Genomic DNA, 17,443 nt, shown 5'->3' on the forward strand with positions numbered 1-17,443 from the left:
ATACCACCTTTCGTGTAAAAGCTAGTACAATTGTACCATAAATAAGCAATCATTGCAATTTGTACGAATATTAAAACATATTGTAGAATAATTATTCGTTTAATCAGTTCAAATGCTGTTCACGCAACGCCAAATATAATTGTGTAAATTGCTTTAAATCTAATCGTTCAGCCCGAATCGATGGATCTATTTCGGCAGTTTGCAAGGCCATTTTAATTTTGTCTTTAACAACTTGGTCTTTTCCATATGTTTGAATCATGTTGTTCCATAAACTTTTTCGTCTATGTGCAAAACTAGCTTTGATTACACTAAAGAATTTACCAATATTATCAACAATAACTTCCGGTTCAAGGGGTGTTAATTTAACTACTGCACTGTCAACATTTGGTGATGGATTAAAAGCACTAGCTGGTACTTTTATAGCCAAAGTAGCTTTCGCAAAATATTGGACTGTTAATGTTAGCGCACCATATGTTTTTGTTCCAACTTGAGAATTCAAACGATCAGCGACTTCTCGTTGCATCATCACAACAATATTGTCCCAGTTCAGATTAGCCCGAAGAAGTTGCATTAAAATCGGTGTCGTAATGTAATATGGTAGATTTGCCACAATTTTGATATGTGCCTCCTCACCAAATTCTTCTCTAATTACTTTTGCTAAGTCTACTTTTAGGACATCACTTTCAATAACCTTAACATTATCATATGGTTGCAATGTATCTGATAGTACATCAACCATTTGTGAATCTATTTCAAACGCTAATACTTTTTTAGCAACTTTAGCCAATTGTTCAGTTAATGCCCCTATTCCCGGCCCAATTTCAATAACATAATCATCTGCTGTAATTTCAGCTACTTTCACAATATTGTGTAAGATGTTAAGGTCTGTTAAAAAATTTTGTCCAAATTTTTTCTTAGCATGTAATCCATATTCATTTAAAATAGCTTGTGTCCGCACTGGATTAGCTATATCAATTGTCTGTGCCATATTAAAATTCTCCTTCAAGCACACTTTTAACTTGTGCCCGCCTAATGCCAAATGCCTGTAATCGTTTAAGTAACTGCTTACCGTTTGTATAACCAATATGAAGTTTTTCACCAACTAATTCACGTTTCAAGCGTGCTTCCGGTCCACTAAGTAAACCTAATTGTATCAAGAATAAACGATCAATATCTGATTGATTGTATGTATCATCCATTGGCGTAATAACATTTGCCAATGCAGTTTGTAATGCCTGAGGTGTAGCATGTTCAACACCCAAAGATTTATGTGGATTATCTTTTGCAGCACGTGCTTCATTTACTGTAAGGTACGCTTGCTTAGCCGTAGGAACCGCTTCAGAAACAATGTGTCGAATTCGTTGCCCATTAAAATCAGGATCAGTTAAAATGATAATTCCTCTCGTATCAGCGGCTAACTTTGCTCGTTCAATAGCATCATCATTAACGGCACTTCCACCCGTTTCAATCGTATCTGCTATCACAGCACGTGATAAATTCTGCGTATCTGATCGTCCTTCAACAACAATCATTTCTTTAATTTTAGGTAATTTATTCATGATTTAAAAACAAACGATGTGCATTTATGCGGGTTAGGTCTGACAACTCTTTAGATGACATCTCTAGCGTTTCTGCTAAACTATCAATCACAAACTTAACTAACGCGGGCTCATTTGTTTTACCACGATAGGGTGTAGGAGCCAAATAAGGTGCATCTGTTTCTACTAAAATCCTATTCAATGGCACAATTTTAGCGGCTTCCCGAACTTCCTCAGCTTTTTTAAAACTAACGACACCACTAAAAGAAATGTGCATCCCCAAATCAACAAACGCTTTAGCTTGATCAGGTGTACCTGAAAAACTATGCATCACACCCTTGTTAATACCAGCATCCTTCAAAACTTGATAAACATCATCAAATGCATCACGATTGTGAATAATGACAGGCAAATCATATTTTTTAGCTAATGATATATGCTTTTTGAACGCATAAAGTTGCACATCGTGAGTCGTGGTATCCCAATAATAATCCAAACCCGTTTCGCCAATGCCTACAACCTTTGGCTGTTGTAATTGCTCTTCTAACGTGGCTAACGCTTGCTCATCAAAATCTTTCGTATCTTCTGGTTGAAAACCCAAAATAGCATAAATATTCTTATAATTCCCAGCAATTTCTAAGGCACGGAGATTACTTTGTGCATCGTAACCCACCACATTCATTTCCATCACACGAAATTCATTTGCTCGACCAATATAGGCTGGTACGTCGTGAAATAATTGATCATCATTCAAATGTGTGTGCGTATCATAACTATCAGTTGGTTTTTTAGTTGGATCATATATTGCCATTTCAATCTCCGATATTAAATTATTCTCTGTTTAGTATATCATGATTGGCACATTACTAATAATATGCCTATTTAAAATGAAAAAACCGCTATTTAAGCGGTTTTTTCATCACGTGCAAAGTGCTTTAGAACGCCGTTAACAAATTTACGGTCATCTTCATCCGCAAAAGTTTTTGCCAACTCAATAGCTTCGTCAATCGCAACTTTATAAGGCGTGGCCTCAATAGCAGTTAATTCATAAATTGCTAGTCGCAAAATTACCAAATCTGCTTTATTAATACGATTAATTGCCCAACCTTCAGCTAAATGAGATGAAATTTTCTCATCTAATTCTACTTTCGAACCTAACACACCATTAACTAGATGTGGTAAATAATCATCAAATTCTTTACCATTCAATACAATTTCGTATAAATCATCAATTTTGTTACTTTGTGGGTCCTTTTCTAACGCAAAAAGAACCTGAAATGCGGCTTGTCGTGACTCATGTCGCGTTAAGTTTGCCATTAATTAGCTACCTCATTTTCACCAAATAGATTGTCCGGATCAATACTATGATCGGGCTTTTCTGGTATAATCCCGCTAACGTGTACATTAACACGCGCTACGTCTAAATCAGTCATAGATGAAACTTGTGACTTAATTGCATTTTGAATATGTAAAGCTATTTTAGGCACCGCAACACCATACTGCAAAAAGACATATGCTTCAATCACCAACCCGTCGATTGTTTGCTGAAGTTCAACACCCTTTCCACGAGCAGTTGAACCAAACACACTAGCAAAACGATCTGATAATTTACCGCGCATTGAATAAACACCTTTGACTTCTTGCGCTGCAATTTGTGCAATTACTTCAATGACGTCTGGTGTCACTTGTGTTGTGCCAGGTACATCACTCTCAGTAATCAATAATAAATTCTTAGTAGTTGCTTTATTGTATTTAATTTCTTTGGCCATATTCGTTCCTCGAAATACTGTCTTAAAAAAATAAAAAGTTCCGCGGAGGGAACTTTTTATCATAAACACGTTCACTACCGCTCAAATGTTGCCTTTTACTAGCGATGCTTATGCAAGCTCATTAAGCACGGCCCTTATAAGAACCGTCTTCAGAGTTAACAATAATAGTTTCACCTTCATTGACAAAATCTGGAACTGTAATTGTTGCTCCTGTTTCAACAGTAGCTGGCTTACCAGAACCTGTTGCGGTTGCACCCTTAATACCAGGTTGTGTTTCTGTCACTTTTAGTTGAACTGTTGATGGTAATTCAGCGCCAAGAACTTCATTACCAAACATAGTAATTTTAACTTCCATACCTTCAAGCATAAACTTCAAAGCATTTGTTAAATATTCATCTGGAATGTTAATTTGTTCATAGCTTTCGACATCCATGAATACACGACCATCATTTTCAGCATATAAGTAAGACATTGGTCTTGTCGTGATATCAGCCTGTTCAAACTTATCTCCTGGACGGAAAGTAACTTCGTTAACTGCACCAGTACGCAAGTTCTTCAACTTTGAACGAACAAACGCGCCACCTTTACCTGGCTTAACGTGCTGGAAATCCAAAACACGCCAAATACCGTTTGAGTATTCAATAGTCAAACCTGTCTTTAAATCATTCATGCCGATTGCCATGATTAGTATCCTCTTTATTCGATAATATAGTTTATTATAACAGAAATCCTTAATTTATGCAGACTTCAAACAAATTAATATTTTATCATAACTATCAGTCTGAATCAATCTTTTTTTTATCATGAAGTTCTGGTAACACGATTAGTTCTTGGAATCTTTTTAATGTTACTAAAAAATCTTGCCCCGCTTCCAAACCAAAAATGTCAAGCCATTTATTGAACCGATGTTGTACTTTACTTGTCATCTGTTTTTCAATTATTAAACCTTCATCGGTTAACATAAGTAATACTCGTCTATGGTCCTTGTGATCTGACAAATGTTTTAAGTAACCACAATCAAATAATGGCTTTAATTGTCTTGCAACTGCGCCTTTCGTCACACCACGATCACGAGCAATTTCTGTCATGGTAAGTGGTTGATTACTATTTGCTATTGCAGCCATAATCAACCACTGCTCAAACGAGGCGCCATATTCACTTGTAGGTTGAGAGATTAATTTTTCGAGATTTTTTAAAGCTGACATATATACATCAATAAAGTCATTTAATAACTCATAATTTTCCATGTGTCAACCTTCAAAATTTTCTAAATAATCAAACATATCATCCATATTATTAAACATTTGAATATACTTCATATCATGTTCGCTAACAAAGTTACTCTTATAGACTTCATGAATCCACGACCAAAGCTTATCATAAAATCCATTGATATTAAATAAAGCCAACGGTTTATTGTGTATATGTATTTTTGACCAGCTAATGACTTGTGCTATTTCTTCTAACGTACCAAACCCACCAGGTAATACAATGAACACATCGGAATTATCCATGAGAAGTTGCTTACGCTCTGTCATTGTATCTACCTCAATGAGTTGTGTTATTTCAGATGAATGAACAGCTTCTTCAGCAAGGTTTCGCGGTGATATACCTAAAACCTTACCACCTGCTGCCATTGCACTATACGCTGTAGCACCCATTAAACCATCTTTACCTGCACCATAAACTAACCGTAATTCATTTTGTGCAATTCTTTTTCCAAGCGCTTCTGCAGCCTCTACATATCGCGGATTGTCTCCCGATTGTGATCCCATAAAAACGCCAACTGATGATATTTTCATATAATTATCCTTAAGTATTAATTTATCAATTATTGCTTTATTAATCAAGCAAGTAGCTGAAAACTTAGTTTATGTGGTAAACTAGAAAATAAGGTTTTGTTCGTGACAAATTACTATAACTATTTTAATGGAGGCATTTATGATTTATAAAGTTTACTACCAAGAACACCCTGAACGCAATCCAAAGCGTGAAACAACTATTTCAATGTACATTGAGGCTGAAAGTTTGCCACAAGCGCGTGAAATTATTGAAGAAAACACAGAATATAATGTGGAGTTTATCGAAGAGTTATCTGACAAGGCTGTGACTTATGAAAAGGCCAATCCTAGCTTCGAAGTTACAACATTCTAATGACATATTCTGTAGATATCAAACCTAACGAAGTCGCAGTTTATGCGCTAGGCGGTTTAGGCGAGATTGGTAAGAACACGTACGGTATCGAGTACCAAAATGAAATCATTGTCGTCGACGCGGGCATTAAGTTCCCAGAAGACGAATTACTCGGTATTGATTACGTTATTCCTGACTATACTTATTTAGTTGATAATATCGATCGCGTTAAGGCACTGGTCATTACCCACGGACACGAAGACCATATCGGTGCAATCGCCTACTTTTTGCAAGCTGTTAATGTCCCGGTTTACGCTGGCCCATTGGCAATGGCATTAATTAAAAATAAACTCGAAGAAAAGCAAATGCTTAATCGTGTCGAACTTCATGAAATTACTGATGGCTCAGTAATTGAGTTCGATAAACTGAGTGTTGAGTTTTTCCGTACTACTCACTCTATTCCTGATGTGTTTGGTGTAGCAATTCATACACCTGCCGGCACTATTGTTGAAACTGGTGACTTTAAGTTTGACTTGACGCCAACTACTAAGCAGCCACCCAATCTTTGGTCAATGGCTCGTATTGGTGAAAATGGTGTTTTGCTCATGATGAGTGACTCAACAAACGCTGAACGTCCCGAATGGACAAAATCAGAAGCATGGGTTGCAAAATCAGTTAACCATATCTTTGATAAAATACAGCATGGTCGCATTATTTTTGCCACATTCGCTTCTAATATGAATCGTGTTCGTATGGCAACAGACGCTGCTATTGCGCATGGACGTAAAATTGCTGTTTTCGGACGATCAATGGAATCTGCTGTTACAAACGGTCGTGCCTTAGGGTATTTAAACATTCCAGATGACATGCTAGTTGAGCAATCAGAAATCAAGCACATTCCTGATGATGAATTACTTATTCTATCGACTGGTTCTCAAGGTGAGCCAATGGCAGCCTTAGCACGAATTGCCGAAGGAACGCACAAGCAAATCCGTTTAAAACCAAAAGATAACGTTATCTTCTCTTCTTCACCTATTCCAGGTAATACGGCCTCTGTGAACGCCGTTATTAATAAGCTACAAGAAGGCGGTGCGAACGTTATTTACGGTAAGGTCAATAACATTCATACTTCTGGTCATGGTGGTCAAGAAGAAGAAAAGTTAATGATTGCATTAATGAAACCCAAATTTTTCATGCCTGTCCACGGTGAATATCGTATGTTAAAAGTTCATGCCTCATTGGCACACGAACTAGACGTGCCTGAAGATCATACTTTCATTTTAGAAAATGGTGATGTGTTGGCTCTCGATGGCGAAAATGCACGAGTTGCTGGACATTTTCCAGGTGATGATACTTACATTGATGGTTCTGGAATTGGGGACATTGGTTCAGTCGTCCTACATGATCGCCAGAAACTATCACAAGATGGATTGGTGGTTGTTACCGCAACTATTGACTTGAAAAAGAAAGAAATCTTATCTGGGCCAGATATTCTATCTCGTGGTTTTGTTTATATGCGTGAATCTGGTGATTTGATTAACGAAGGTCGCCGTGTTATTTTCGGTACAATGCGACGTGTGATGAACAACTCAAATAATAGTGAGTCCGATATTCGCCAAGCTGTCATTGATGACTTATCTCGTTTTTTGTATAAAGAAACCGCTCGTAAACCAATGATTATGCCTATGCTTATTATTATTTAAAACAGAACCGTCATTCGACCGAACATGTCGAATGACGGTTTTTTAGTGATTATTCTAAATATATTTGATGCAAATTTTGAATAATAAACTTGTTCAATTGACAATAGATTTTTATAGATGTAGTATCGAATTAGGTAGTCAATTATTTTGTACGTTTTGTTAAGGAGGAGTAAACATGAATATATCGCAAGAAGCTGTTAAAAGAGTTAATAGTGTCGAGCCAGGAACAGAATTTACCGTTAAAGATTTATTCACAGGAATTGAGTGGTACTCATTTCTTAATAATCAACGTTTGTCTGCCGATAAAGTGTTTCTAGACTTGGTTGAGTCAGGACAAGTCCCTAACGTATCGGCATTAGGAAAAAAAATCAGAAATAAACACTTTTATTTAAAAAACTAATATCAAACTTGCTAATTTTAGACACAAAACCCAGAAGTTAAACTAAAAATAACTTCTGGGTTTTACAACCTACTTCATATAAATTCAGTGATGGTATAAAACAAAAAATAAATATTTTGTAATTTTCTACTCAATATTGATTTTTTAGGTCAACATACTCATCTCATAAAATATCAAAATCAGTAATATCCGAACTTTGAATTCTAATTAGCTTAATTATTCGTAAAAAAGCTGACATTGCCAAAGTTTGTCGCTTGTCAGTATGTTACAATATCATCAGTACAAATTAAGGAGCTATCATGACATCACGTAAAATCCCTTCAATTATGGGAACACAACACCCAGATAATGCTAACGCGCCATTCTGGGAAAGTTCTCAACAACCATTTATTAGTGCTTATCGCGAAACTAGTGAAGCATTTGAAAACTTTAATGAACTAAATGTCGATGAGTATATGTGGGATTGGGAAGGTAAGCACGCTGATGCGGCTGTCATTGACCGTTTGTTTAGCACAGAATATGATTATTTTAAAGAACACCAAATTGGCCGTGACAAATTCTTAACCTTCCGTTTCCCAAACATTTGGGAAGAAAAAGGTTATAACTTGATGCAAGCTATGACTGCTTTCCTAAGTTCAGAAGATTTTGCACACGATTTAGACTTTTCCCGTCCCCTATTTGAAGCAATTTTACCAATGGCACAACGCGCAGATCAAATTTTGAAAATGCAAATTTTGTTTGAAAAATTAGCAAATTTCAAGTCTGCCGAATTTACTCGTTCAGATAAAAACACACCATACATTGAAATGATTCCTCTATTTGAGGATTTCGAAACACAACTACACGCCCCTGAAATTTTAAAAGAATATTTGAAACTTCACGAAGAACATTTTGGCTTCCGTCCAAAGTACATGCGTGTATTCTTGGCTGGATCCGACTCTGCTTTGACGGCTGGTTTCATGAGTTCCATTACTGGTAACAAGCTGGCAATTGCTAGACTTCATGAGTTTGCTGAAGAAGAAAATATTGAAATTTTCCCAATTTCAGGAACTGGTTCAGCAATTTTCCGTGGTGGTTTGTCCCCTCATCGTATTGACCGTTATGTGACAGAATTCCCCGGTGTGCGTACAGCAACTGTTCAATCTGCTTTCCGTTATGACTTTCCAATTGAAGAGGTTCAAAAAGGAATTGCTGAATTAAAAGAAAAGTTGCCTGTTGCTAAACCACTAAAGATTTCATTAGATGATCAAAAGATTTTAACTGAAATTGCTGAAGAGTCAGCAAAGTTTTATTCACAAACTTTAGATAACTTAGTGCCTAGTATGCAACCAATATTCAAGGCTTTTCCAAAGCGTCGTGACCGCCGTCAGCACGTTGGTGTACTTGGTTACTCACGATCTGTTGATGGTATAGAACTACCTCGTGCTATTAACTTCACTGGTTCGTTCTACTCAATTGGTGTGCCACCAGAATTTATTGGATTTGGCCGTGCGCTTAAGCATCTAGACGCAGATCACTTAAGTGTTTTCGTTCGTTCATATCCTAGCATGAGTAAAGATTTTAATGAATTAGCTCGCTATATCAATATGGATGCACTTCAAATTTTAAAGACCCAAAACGATGCTTGGGCCGAGGTGGAGGAAGACATTTTAATTATGCAACGTATCTTTAAGTTTGAGATTGGACCGCAAACTCGCGAAGAGCAGCAACACGCTGAAATTGCACTTCAAGTAGTTCAAATCAAAGATGGTGCTCCAATTGCTGTTACAGCGTTAATTAACCGTACAGCACAGCTACGACACTTCCTTGGATGAAAGCCTAACTTAGGCTTTTTTTATTGACTTTCGTTCGCCTTAGTAATACTTTTTTGATACAATAGTACTAATTTGTTTCAAATTGGGGGAACCAAATATGCCAACTTTTCACGTTATCAATGATGAAAAAAATAATAATTTAAATCATCAAAGATTTATCTCTCAAATTAAATCCACAATTAGTTATATTTCTTGGCAAGATGCAACTTTTACCGAAGAAGCTATCTATTTAGCAAAAAAAATTGCTAAGAAATTACCAGATCTATCATCAAATAATGTTGTTCTGGTGATTGGCGATGATACTGTACTAAATGAAACATTAAATGGTTTACTCGCTGTCAAACGTAAATATGAGTTGCCAATTGCTTATATTCCTATAAACGCTGATACTAATTTTTCTAATAAATTAAATATTAAAACTACACAAAGTGCATTGCATCATTTACAATATATTACTCATCCTACGTTTTTAGCGATTAGCAAGATCACTGGGGATATTCCTAAACGACAAACTAAATATTTTGTTAATAGTCTTGGTATTGGTTTTGATGTCGCCTTAACGACACATCAAAATAATAAAATAATACACCAAAAGAAATCTGTCTTTCACTCGATTAAAAATTATTTTGCTATAGCAACAGCTTTTTGCAATCAAAAAAAATTCCCTGTTACAGTAAATTTTTGCTCTGAATATCGACATTTTCCAGATTCTTTTTTATTGACGTTAACCAATAAATTTAATTTAGACGATATTTCTTCCTCAAACAATTTAATAGAAAAAGCGACACTTGAGATGATCGTCGTCAGGAAAATAAGTATTGTCGAATTTTTCATCAACATGCTATTTAAACATAATAACCCAAAATCAAATATTGTTCATCGTGTTCCGCTCTCAAAAGGAGATACTATTCATGTTCACGATATCCAACCTGGACATCTTGATGGCACAGACCTTGGTAATGGTAGTTTTTCTTTTTCCGTAAGACAACAATCTTATCCGTTCTGGGTTTAAACAAAAACAAACCGGCTAACTTAAATTAGCCGGTTTATTTAGTAAGTTGAATCTAGAAGATCGCTCAGCTTGCCCAATAACAGTTGTAAAAACACGTTTAACAATTAAATTCTGTCCTAACTCTAACACTAAATCATCTTTATAATATATAGCGCCAATCGCACTAACAAGCGTCGGTACAATACTATTAGAATGACCATGTATTAAAGACTTTTTTAGTGCTTGAGTGTAACTTTCACTGTTTAATAGACTCCAAATTACTGCCTCTAAGGTTGTTGAAGCTCTACCATCTAATTGAATTTTATCCGCTGGGATGTTTGAAAAATCAGGTAAATTTAGTTCGTAAAAAGCTTTCAATTCGTCTACAAAGACTTGATGGCGTGAATAGTACTCAAATCCAAAGGCTAAGCCATTTTCGACAGCATCAGACATTGCACGCCCATCCAAAATTTGACTTACAATCAGACTTAACATGCCAACACTTACCAATGCTCCCTCATCATTGTGCGTTAGTCCTGCTATGCGATGTAACATAAGCATAGCTGACTCATCATTTATGAAGGAAACGCCAACCTGATGATACAAGTATAGCGATACAGGCAACATTCTAGATAAAATATTCTCACTATCTGCATTATCGGTACTAATGCCAGAAGCAAGAATATCTCTGTTCTTTGTATAATTATCTAGAGCTTGTTTGGTAACATCATCGATGTCTTGAATGGTACCCATCGGAGCATATTGACGCTTTTTATACCAGTTTTGCAAATGAATCATCACATCAGCTAATTGATAACCTCTGGATAAACTCGCTGTTGTTGCTAATGCCAGACTTGTTTGTGAACCCCATCTCAGTTCATGCTGGGACTCAGCCCGCAATATCTTTTCCTGTTCACTAACAGACAAATAGGCAATACTTTCACCAACAGCCATTCCTTTCAGCAGAAATTGAATTGTCGACCCTTTTTTAACCATAGTTCATTTTATCATGAATTATAGCAATTTTTTTATTTCTTTCACTTTATCTAGTGATTCCCATGGAAGATCGATATCAGTACGTCCAAAGTGCCCAAATGCAGCTGTTTGTTTATAAATTGGACGACGTAAATTCAAATTGTTAATGATGGATAAAGGTCTAAAATCAAACAAATTAGCAATAATCTCATTAATTTTATCTTCATCAATTTTAGCTGTGCCAAATGTATCTACATTCAAAGATACTGGTTTAGCAACACCGATAGCATAAGATACTTGTAATTCAAGCTTGTCAGCTACACCAGCTGCAACCATATTTTTAGCAACATAACGCGCATAGTACGCAGCTGATCTGTCAACTTTGGTTGCATCTTTACCAGAAAAAGCACCGCCACCATGATGAGCAGCCCCACCATACGTATCAACAATGATTTTACGACCAGTCAAGCCTGAATCAGCTTGTGGCCCACCCAAAACAAATCTTCCAGAAGGATTAATGTAGTAAGTAGTATTCTCATCAACTAATTCTTGCGGTAACACTTCATCAATAACATTTTTGCGAATATCAGCGCGTAATTGATCCAATGTAACTTCTTCATCATGCTGTGTTGAGATAACAACTGCCGCAATGCGTGTTACTTTGTCATTATCGTCTAATTCAACCGTTACTTCACCTTTAGCATCTGGTCGTAAGTATGGCAAAACACCATTTTCACGCACATCACGAATCTTCCGCATTAGACGATGAGACAACGCCAAAGTTAATGGTAAATAACTTTCTGTTTCATTAGTAGCATAGCCAAATACCATTCCTTGATCACCAGCACCAAGCTGGTCAGGATCGTCTTCAGCATTATCGACGGCCTGCGCTATATCACCAGACTGCTCAACAATTTTATTAGAAACATTAACAGAATTTGCAGTAAAACCTAATTCTGCATGATTATAGCCAATTTCACGAATCGTATCCGTGGCAATTTGACGAATATTAACATAAGCATTTGTAGACAGTTCACCAAATATTGAAACATCACCGGTTGAAGTAGTTACTTCAACTGCTGAACGTGCATTCGGATCTTGCTCGAGAACTGCATCTAAAATAGCATCAGCTATTTGATCAGCTATTTTATCTGGATGCCCAGCCGAAACAGATTCCGATGTGAAATACTTTGTCATGAATATTCTCCTACGTTTGGTCGTCACCTTTAAATCAAAATAAAAAGCTAAAAAGTCGCAATAAAAAGCGCATTCGACTAAGCATAGTCGAACGCGCTAACGTGACGACTATCTGTACAGATGGACCACCGTGACGAAAAGTAAAAGCACATTATGAAATCGTGTGCATTTCAATTTTTGCCGGTTGGTGCAGGGTCATAGTGCTGTATCACTCACCTGCTCTTGATAGCTGTTTTAAATTGTATAATCAATCATATCAGATGATTGATTAAAAAGCAAATTGCACTAATTTATTTTATCTGTAACTATGTCGTTATAAAAACGATAACTTACTTGTTCAAATTTACGGTACAATATTGACTATGGAACAAGAATATTTTCAACAATCAAATATTACTCGTCAGTTACCAGATGGGCGCTTAATGCCTCGAAGGTTGAGTAATGATGCACGCGATAAGAGAAGTTTTGAAAACTTTTATCCCATTCATTTTCGAGATCGACGGTTTTGGTTACCGTTAGCCGTTATTTTGCTTTCTCTTAACGTTGTCTGGTGGCGCTTACCTTTGTTACATACAAAAATGCTACAAGGCGCAATAACTTGGCAAATCACACCCTTACTTTGTTATACAATATCAACAGCTTTGGGTATGGCTCTAATGATGATACAAAACTTTCGCAGTCTAACTAGCTATGTTTTCTTTGCGATAAGCATTCTTTTCACGTTTAGCTCATTAATTCAGTCTCGCCATGAAATATTTGTATTACTATTAATTTTGTGTTTATTTTTAATCATGATACAACAACTTTGGTTAGGTTTACAAAATGTATTAGGATTACTTCTGATGTCTATTCTAGCAACATATACTGTTCCTATTGCAATTTTTTACGTACAAAACAACTACGTCACTCAGCGATTTATTGTGCAATTGTTACCTATGCTTTTTGGTTTCATATTCTTTTTCACACCTATCATCATGCCTAATCCAGATGGACGTAAACTTAGTATTTTAACACTTGGATTATTTTGGGTTATATTGTTTAGCCATCAGGTAGGTATAAACACAATATTTATTATTTTATGTAGTATATTAGCTTTTACTTTACAATTTGTAAAAGCTAAATTGGGGAATTGGCAAAATATGGGGTATGTTTTGTTGCAAGCAATAGCTATGCTTCTCTTATATCGTTAAAAAAAGAACACAATGTGTTCTTTTTTAATAACTTTTAATTTTAAATCCACCGTTGTAACTTATTGGTTAGCTGTGTTTCAGCCTGCATCCCGTCTAACCAAATCAAACCTGGTATTTGATGACGCAAATACGTCAATTGACGTTTTGCATACCGACGAGAATCTTGTTTTAATTGTTCAATAGCCATATCTAAATCAATCTGACCTTGCAAATATGGGAAAAATTCTTTATACCCTATGGCTTTTCCTGCCTGTAAATTTTCACCCCCAGCTTCTAGAATAGCTGTAGCTTCGTTCAATATACCTTGCTGAACCATATAGGAGGCTCGAGTATTAATACGTTCATACAGGACATTTCTTGGCCAGTCCAGCGCAATAGTTAGAGACTCATATGTTGGACGAGACTTTTGTATTTTTTTCTTTCCATGACGTGCAATTTGAATTGCACGTATAATTCGTTGCTTGTTTTTCAAATCCACATTTAATGCCTGTTTAGCGTCAATCATCTTTAATTCAGTAACCAGTTCACTCAATTCGTATGACTTTAATACTGATACTTCGTTTGCGTCACTAGCTGCGTATTCTAATTTTTGGAGCCCCAATAATGCTTTAACATATAGACCCGTTCCACCCACCACAATCGGTAACTTCCCACGGGAGATAATATCAGCAATAATTTTATCAGCTTCTACAACAAAATCAGCAACAGAATAACTTGCCGTAAAATCAATAATATCAATTAAATGGTGTGTTACAATATTTTGCTCCTCCTTGGTCGGTTTGGCTGTTCCGATGTCAAGGCTTCGATAAATTTGCATTGAATCAGCAGATATAATTTCACCATTAAAATTTTGGGCCATTTGAATAGCTAAATTACTTTTCCCTGAAGCAGTTGGTCCAGCTATAATCACAATTTTATTCATTGTTTTGTACCTCTTTTCGAATTTGACTAGCCAAGGCAACTTGATTCGTAATAACACCGGATAGGTTAGATTTAAATACCGCACGAATATCATTTTCCTTATCAGCTGTCCACGGCCTAATAGGGAAGCCCATATGCCAAAATAATTGAGGTTTCTTTTTGAGCATCCTAATATCAGGATGAACAAAATCAACTACACCAATAACTTTTAACCAAATCACCTTTGGAGATGGCCAAAAAACAAGCGCAGCTATTTTGGCAGAAGGCTCTAGTTTTCTAACAATACGCAATGAATTCATATTAAAGCTTTGGTAGATAATTTCAAAATTTACATTGAATTGATTTACTAAATCCAATATTTCTTTCTCAATACCTGGATAAGGTATGTGATCAGTTTTAATTTCTAAAAGTAATGTCTTATTAAATTTTTTTGCCAATAAAAAGACTAACAATTCTTCCAAAGTTGGAATAGTAATATTATTCATTTTTGGCTGCTTATACTGCCCAGCCTCAAGGGACTTAATCTGATCTAAAGTAAGTTCAGAAACTAATCCCATACCATTTGTCGTACGATCCACTTGTTCATCATGAATTATTACTAGCTGTCCATCTTTCGTCCGATGAACATCAGTCTCTAACATGTCGATGTCATAAGCTAAAGCCGCTTCAAAAGCTGGAATTGTATTTTCTGGTGCAACAAGACGATAGCCACGATGTGCAATAATATCTGTCATATTTTATCCAATCATTGTTATTTACAAATACATTAAAATAGTTGATAATGGTATTTAGAGAAACTTAAGAAAGTGGAAAGCATATGAAATCATTTAAATTAGGTGTAATCGTTGGAACACTTGGGTCTGCAGCTATTGTTGCCGGTAGTGCACTCATATACCAGCATAAAGTTTTAAAGCCCATAGAGCAAGCAGAAGAAGAATATAACGAAGTTTCAAAAGCAGCAATTCGCAGAAGTGTCGCTGCACATCAATCACGTTACTAAGAAAAAGAACCACAATATTGCGGTTCTTTTAATTTGTCTTTTTACCTTCATAACGAGAAAAACCACCTCGCAATATAAAAATCATATTTTTCTTAAAGCCTTGTTTTTTTAGTGATTTTGCAGCACGTGCTGCATCACGTAAATTATCACCGTATAAAAAAATTTCACGATCTCTACGTAACCCAGATTTACCTTGCAAAAAATTCATAGCCGCAATATTGCGTGCACCCATTATATGAGATCTCTTGTATGTCGTACTTTCTCGAACATCAATTATCTGTCCACTATCCGTGTTAATTTTATTCGTAAATTCTTCTGGTTTCAGTAGCAAAGCATTTTGTTTTGCTGAAATAAATACCCAAAGCCATCCACCAACTGAAAATAGAACCCAAATACTCACTACTGACACAATTAACAATAATATATTATTCATTTTTCCTTTTCGCTCTCTTAAATAATCTTATTCAATTGTACCAAAAAAAAAACGCTTTGTAGCGTTTATGAAAAGAAAGTTTTAATCCTTTTAAGAGCCTCATGTTTTAGCAATAATTGCCCATGTTCAGATAAGACATCATAAGTAACATCTGTGACATGAGAGAACTCTAAAGCTATTGCTATATTATTTTTTAGTACTTCTTCTTTTTGTATAGAAGATACTAAATTCAAATAATATTTCCCTTCATAAAAATACAAATCAGAAATAAAATCATTTGTTTCAATAATATTCGCAATATCAATAACGTTCTCAAACTCATACAGCACTAGTATGGTCTGTGCCTTTTCATTATTTAATTTGGTATGATTAATGTCATTATCCGATGACAAATTAGGTTTCACAATTTCGCCTTTATCAGACTGACGTAGCTCTTGCCGTCTTTTTTCAGATACATTATCAATATTTTTTGAGTGTTTACTAGTCAAGTTTGTAATATTTTCTAAAACATCAGAAATCTTATTGTCCTCATCTAAGCGTGAAATAAATAGTTCTAACCCATTACGGTTAGGCAATATTTGAAATGAAACTTGATCATCATCTTCAAAGTCATGGTCTGTATCAACTTCAGACAAAATATTATAAAAAAAAGACTCAATTTTTTCATGATCACCTAATAATTCCATTATAGTTAGGCCACGGTCCTTTAAATCAGAATTATCAATCATAACGCGAATTGTATTTTCGTTAATTCTTTCCTTTTCCATAATCATAGTCCTTTCCAAAATTTAGATAAAATAAGCAAAAGACATGTTTATATTTCCTCAACAATTAAATTTTTTGCTTTTTCTTCATAATCTGCCTTATAGGTTGCTCGGATAAGTTCTCTTTGCCGCACAGTACGAGGCAAAAATCTTCTAATTTCATCTTCATTGTAACCCACTTGCATACGCTTTTCATCAATGATGATTGGCCTTTTTAGTAAGGAAGGGTGTTTTACAATTAACGCAATCAAATTATTTATCGTAATGTCTTCCAATGTAACATTCAAATTAGTAAATACCTTTGAGCGTTTTGATATTAATTCATCAGTTCCGTCTTCTGTCAAACGTAACATTCTATTGATTTCTTCTGCACGTAAAGGTTCCTTACTCATATTTCTTTCTAAATAAGAAATATTATGCTCCTCTAACCATTGTTTTGCTTTTCTGCAAGAGGTACAACTTGGTGATAAAAATAATGTAACCATAAACTGTTGACCTCCAAAAATACTAGTAATTACATTATACCGTAATTAACTATCAAAGTATATGCAGTATTAAATGGTACAAAAAAAAGCACCTCTAAACCAGAGGTACTTTTTTCATATGTACGGCACC

General features: G+C 35.5%; 22 protein-coding genes. 7 read left to right on the top strand and 15 right to left on the bottom strand.

Features of this window, described 5'->3' with window-relative positions:
• Window positions 1-103 precede the first annotated feature (103 nt).
• The 8 genes from rsmA to ESZ47_RS09140 all read right to left on the bottom strand — a co-directional run bounded on the left by rsmA (window position 104) and on the right by ESZ47_RS09140 (window position 5,109).
• On the bottom strand, window positions 104-988 hold the full coding sequence (gene rsmA, locus ESZ47_RS09105) for a 16S rRNA (adenine(1518)-N(6)/adenine(1519)-N(6))-dimethyltransferase RsmA (RefSeq protein ID WP_148606671.1): 885 nt from the start codon (window positions 986-988) through the stop codon (window positions 104-106).
• A 1-nt stretch (window position 989) separates the two neighbouring features.
• Window positions 990-1,559: a ribonuclease M5 gene (rnmV, locus tag ESZ47_RS09110; RefSeq protein WP_148606672.1), complete on the bottom strand. Its 570-nt coding sequence runs from the start codon at window positions 1,557-1,559 to the stop codon at window positions 990-992.
• A complete protein-coding gene (locus tag ESZ47_RS09115) occupies window positions 1,552-2,349 on the bottom strand; it encodes a TatD family hydrolase (RefSeq protein WP_148606673.1) in 798 nt (265 codons plus the stop codon). Before ESZ47_RS09115 ends, rnmV begins: the two co-directional genes overlap by 8 nt.
• 92 nt (window positions 2,350-2,441) lie before the next feature.
• Window positions 2,442-2,855, bottom strand: a complete 414-nt coding sequence (nusB, locus tag ESZ47_RS09120) for a transcription antitermination factor NusB (RefSeq protein WP_148606674.1) — start codon at window positions 2,853-2,855, stop codon at window positions 2,442-2,444.
• Entirely contained in the window at window positions 2,855-3,307 is a 453-nt protein-coding gene (locus tag ESZ47_RS09125) for an Asp23/Gls24 family envelope stress response protein (protein WP_148606675.1), read from the bottom strand. Before ESZ47_RS09125 ends, nusB begins: the two co-directional genes overlap by 1 nt.
• A gap of 121 nt (window positions 3,308-3,428) precedes the next feature.
• On the bottom strand, window positions 3,429-3,989 hold the full coding sequence (efp, locus tag ESZ47_RS09130; RefSeq protein ID WP_148606676.1) for an elongation factor P: 561 nt from the start codon (window positions 3,987-3,989) through the stop codon (window positions 3,429-3,431).
• Window positions 3,990-4,083: 94 nt separating this feature from the next.
• Window positions 4,084-4,554, bottom strand: coding sequence for a MarR family winged helix-turn-helix transcriptional regulator (locus ESZ47_RS09135; protein ID WP_148606677.1), 471 nt, complete (start codon window positions 4,552-4,554; stop codon window positions 4,084-4,086).
• Window positions 4,555-4,557: 3 nt separating this feature from the next.
• A complete protein-coding gene (locus ESZ47_RS09140; RefSeq protein ID WP_148606678.1) occupies window positions 4,558-5,109 on the bottom strand; it encodes an LOG family protein in 552 nt (183 codons plus the stop codon).
• 139 nt (window positions 5,110-5,248) lie between these two features.
• On the opposite strand from ESZ47_RS09140, the gene ESZ47_RS09145 reads away from it, so the two are divergent.
• The 5 genes from ESZ47_RS09145 (at window position 5,249) to ESZ47_RS09165 (ending at window position 10,369) form a co-directional block, all read left to right on the top strand.
• Window positions 5,249-5,461 (top strand): DNA-dependent RNA polymerase subunit epsilon, encoded by a 213-nt coding sequence (locus ESZ47_RS09145; RefSeq protein WP_148606679.1) that lies wholly within the window; start codon window positions 5,249-5,251, stop codon window positions 5,459-5,461.
• Window positions 5,461-7,143 carry a ribonuclease J1 gene (gene rnjA, locus ESZ47_RS09150; RefSeq protein WP_148606680.1) on the top strand — a complete coding sequence of 561 codons (1,683 nt, stop codon included), beginning with the start codon at window positions 5,461-5,463 and terminating at the stop codon, window positions 7,141-7,143. The genes ESZ47_RS09145 and rnjA overlap by 1 nt, the downstream gene beginning before the upstream one ends.
• Window positions 7,144-7,318: 175 nt before the next feature.
• Complete coding sequence (locus ESZ47_RS09155) at window positions 7,319-7,543, top strand: single-stranded DNA-binding protein (protein WP_148606681.1); 225 nt, start codon at window positions 7,319-7,321, stop codon at window positions 7,541-7,543.
• A gap of 299 nt (window positions 7,544-7,842) precedes the next feature.
• Window positions 7,843-9,357 carry a phosphoenolpyruvate carboxylase gene (ppcA, locus tag ESZ47_RS09160; protein ID WP_148606682.1) on the top strand — a complete coding sequence of 505 codons (1,515 nt, stop codon included), beginning with the start codon at window positions 7,843-7,845 and terminating at the stop codon, window positions 9,355-9,357.
• 97 nt (window positions 9,358-9,454) lie between these two features.
• Window positions 9,455-10,369: a diacylglycerol kinase family protein gene (locus ESZ47_RS09165; protein WP_148606683.1), complete on the top strand. Its 915-nt coding sequence runs from the start codon at window positions 9,455-9,457 to the stop codon at window positions 10,367-10,369.
• Window positions 10,370-10,384: 15 nt separating this feature from the next.
• On the opposite strand, the gene ESZ47_RS09170 is transcribed toward ESZ47_RS09165, so the two are convergent.
• Entirely contained in the window at window positions 10,385-11,344 is a 960-nt protein-coding gene (locus ESZ47_RS09170; RefSeq protein ID WP_148606684.1) for an ADP-ribosylglycohydrolase family protein, read from the bottom strand.
• Between the two features lie 18 nt (window positions 11,345-11,362).
• Window positions 11,363-12,520: a methionine adenosyltransferase gene (gene metK / locus ESZ47_RS09175; RefSeq protein WP_148606685.1), complete on the bottom strand. Its 1,158-nt coding sequence runs from the start codon at window positions 12,518-12,520 to the stop codon at window positions 11,363-11,365.
• Between the two features lie 362 nt (window positions 12,521-12,882).
• On the opposite strand from metK, the gene ESZ47_RS09180 reads away from it, so the two are divergent.
• Entirely contained in the window at window positions 12,883-13,710 is an 828-nt protein-coding gene (locus tag ESZ47_RS09180; protein WP_148606686.1) for a hypothetical protein, read from the top strand.
• Between the two features lie 40 nt (window positions 13,711-13,750).
• On the opposite strand, the gene miaA is transcribed toward ESZ47_RS09180, so the two are convergent.
• Window positions 13,751-14,632 (bottom strand): tRNA (adenosine(37)-N6)-dimethylallyltransferase MiaA, encoded by an 882-nt coding sequence (gene miaA / locus ESZ47_RS09185; protein ID WP_148606687.1) that lies wholly within the window; start codon window positions 14,630-14,632, stop codon window positions 13,751-13,753.
• The gene (locus ESZ47_RS09190; RefSeq protein ID WP_148606688.1) at window positions 14,625-15,365 is read right to left on the bottom strand and encodes a glycerophosphodiester phosphodiesterase family protein; all 741 of its coding nucleotides are present in this window, start codon (window positions 15,363-15,365) and stop codon (window positions 14,625-14,627) included. Before ESZ47_RS09190 ends, miaA begins: the two co-directional genes overlap by 8 nt.
• An 83-nt stretch (window positions 15,366-15,448) precedes the next feature.
• Here ESZ47_RS09190 and ESZ47_RS09195 point away from each other — a divergent pair, with 83 nt between their 5' ends.
• Window positions 15,449-15,631: a DUF3042 family protein gene (locus tag ESZ47_RS09195; protein ID WP_148606689.1), complete on the top strand. Its 183-nt coding sequence runs from the start codon at window positions 15,449-15,451 to the stop codon at window positions 15,629-15,631.
• 28 nt (window positions 15,632-15,659) lie between these two features.
• On the opposite strand, the gene ESZ47_RS09200 is transcribed toward ESZ47_RS09195, so the two are convergent.
• From ESZ47_RS09200 to spx, 3 genes are all read right to left on the bottom strand, one after another.
• Window positions 15,660-16,064: a rhodanese-like domain-containing protein gene (locus ESZ47_RS09200; protein ID WP_148606690.1), complete on the bottom strand. Its 405-nt coding sequence runs from the start codon at window positions 16,062-16,064 to the stop codon at window positions 15,660-15,662.
• A gap of 65 nt (window positions 16,065-16,129) precedes the next feature.
• Window positions 16,130-16,831: an adaptor protein MecA gene (locus tag ESZ47_RS09205; RefSeq protein ID WP_148606691.1), complete on the bottom strand. Its 702-nt coding sequence runs from the start codon at window positions 16,829-16,831 to the stop codon at window positions 16,130-16,132.
• Between the two features lie 47 nt (window positions 16,832-16,878).
• Complete coding sequence (gene spx / locus ESZ47_RS09210) at window positions 16,879-17,313, bottom strand: transcriptional regulator Spx (protein WP_148606692.1); 435 nt, start codon at window positions 17,311-17,313, stop codon at window positions 16,879-16,881.
• Window positions 17,314-17,443: the final 130 nt, after the last annotated feature.

Source organism: Leuconostoc litchii (genome assembly GCF_008107645.1).
Lineage (GTDB): Bacteria > Bacillota > Bacilli > Lactobacillales > Lactobacillaceae > Leuconostoc > Leuconostoc litchii.

Bases quoted from the DNA above. Each gene is read 5' to 3' on its own strand.
- rsmA (WP_148606671.1), bottom strand. From the start codon at position 988: ATGGCACAGACAATTGATATAGCTAATCCAGTGCGGACACAAGCTATT.
- ESZ47_RS09115 (WP_148606673.1), bottom strand. From the start codon at position 2,349: ATGGCAATATATGATCCAACTAAAAAACCAACTGATAGTTATGATACG.
- miaA (WP_148606687.1), bottom strand. From the start codon at position 14,632: ATGAATAAAATTGTGATTATAGCTGGACCAACTGCTTCAGGGAAAAGT.
- ppcA (WP_148606682.1), top strand. From the start codon at position 7,843: ATGACATCACGTAAAATCCCTTCAATTATGGGAACACAACACCCAGAT.
- rnjA (WP_148606680.1), top strand. From the start codon at position 5,461: ATGACATATTCTGTAGATATCAAACCTAACGAAGTCGCAGTTTATGCG.
- metK (WP_148606685.1), bottom strand. From the start codon at position 12,520: ATGACAAAGTATTTCACATCGGAATCTGTTTCGGCTGGGCATCCAGAT.
- ESZ47_RS09200 (WP_148606690.1), bottom strand. From the start codon at position 16,064: ATGAATAATATATTATTGTTAATTGTGTCAGTAGTGAGTATTTGGGTT.
- ESZ47_RS09170 (WP_148606684.1), bottom strand. From the start codon at position 11,344: ATGGTTAAAAAAGGGTCGACAATTCAATTTCTGCTGAAAGGAATGGCT.
- ESZ47_RS09155 (WP_148606681.1), top strand. From the start codon at position 7,319: ATGAATATATCGCAAGAAGCTGTTAAAAGAGTTAATAGTGTCGAGCCA.
- nusB (WP_148606674.1), bottom strand. From the start codon at position 2,855: ATGGCAAACTTAACGCGACATGAGTCACGACAAGCCGCATTTCAGGTT.
- ESZ47_RS09135 (WP_148606677.1), bottom strand. From the start codon at position 4,554: ATGGAAAATTATGAGTTATTAAATGACTTTATTGATGTATATATGTCA.
- ESZ47_RS09195 (WP_148606689.1), top strand. From the start codon at position 15,449: ATGAAATCATTTAAATTAGGTGTAATCGTTGGAACACTTGGGTCTGCA.
- spx (WP_148606692.1), bottom strand. From the start codon at position 17,313: ATGGTTACATTATTTTTATCACCAAGTTGTACCTCTTGCAGAAAAGCA.
- ESZ47_RS09165 (WP_148606683.1), top strand. From the start codon at position 9,455: ATGCCAACTTTTCACGTTATCAATGATGAAAAAAATAATAATTTAAAT.
- ESZ47_RS09190 (WP_148606688.1), bottom strand. From the start codon at position 15,365: ATGACAGATATTATTGCACATCGTGGCTATCGTCTTGTTGCACCAGAA.
- rnmV (WP_148606672.1), bottom strand. From the start codon at position 1,559: ATGAATAAATTACCTAAAATTAAAGAAATGATTGTTGTTGAAGGACGA.
- ESZ47_RS09140 (WP_148606678.1), bottom strand. From the start codon at position 5,109: ATGAAAATATCATCAGTTGGCGTTTTTATGGGATCACAATCGGGAGAC.
- ESZ47_RS09145 (WP_148606679.1), top strand. From the start codon at position 5,249: ATGATTTATAAAGTTTACTACCAAGAACACCCTGAACGCAATCCAAAG.
- ESZ47_RS09180 (WP_148606686.1), top strand. From the start codon at position 12,883: ATGGAACAAGAATATTTTCAACAATCAAATATTACTCGTCAGTTACCA.
- efp (WP_148606676.1), bottom strand. From the start codon at position 3,989: ATGGCAATCGGCATGAATGATTTAAAGACAGGTTTGACTATTGAATAC.
- ESZ47_RS09125 (WP_148606675.1), bottom strand. From the start codon at position 3,307: ATGGCCAAAGAAATTAAATACAATAAAGCAACTACTAAGAATTTATTA.
- ESZ47_RS09205 (WP_148606691.1), bottom strand. From the start codon at position 16,831: ATGGAAAAGGAAAGAATTAACGAAAATACAATTCGCGTTATGATTGAT.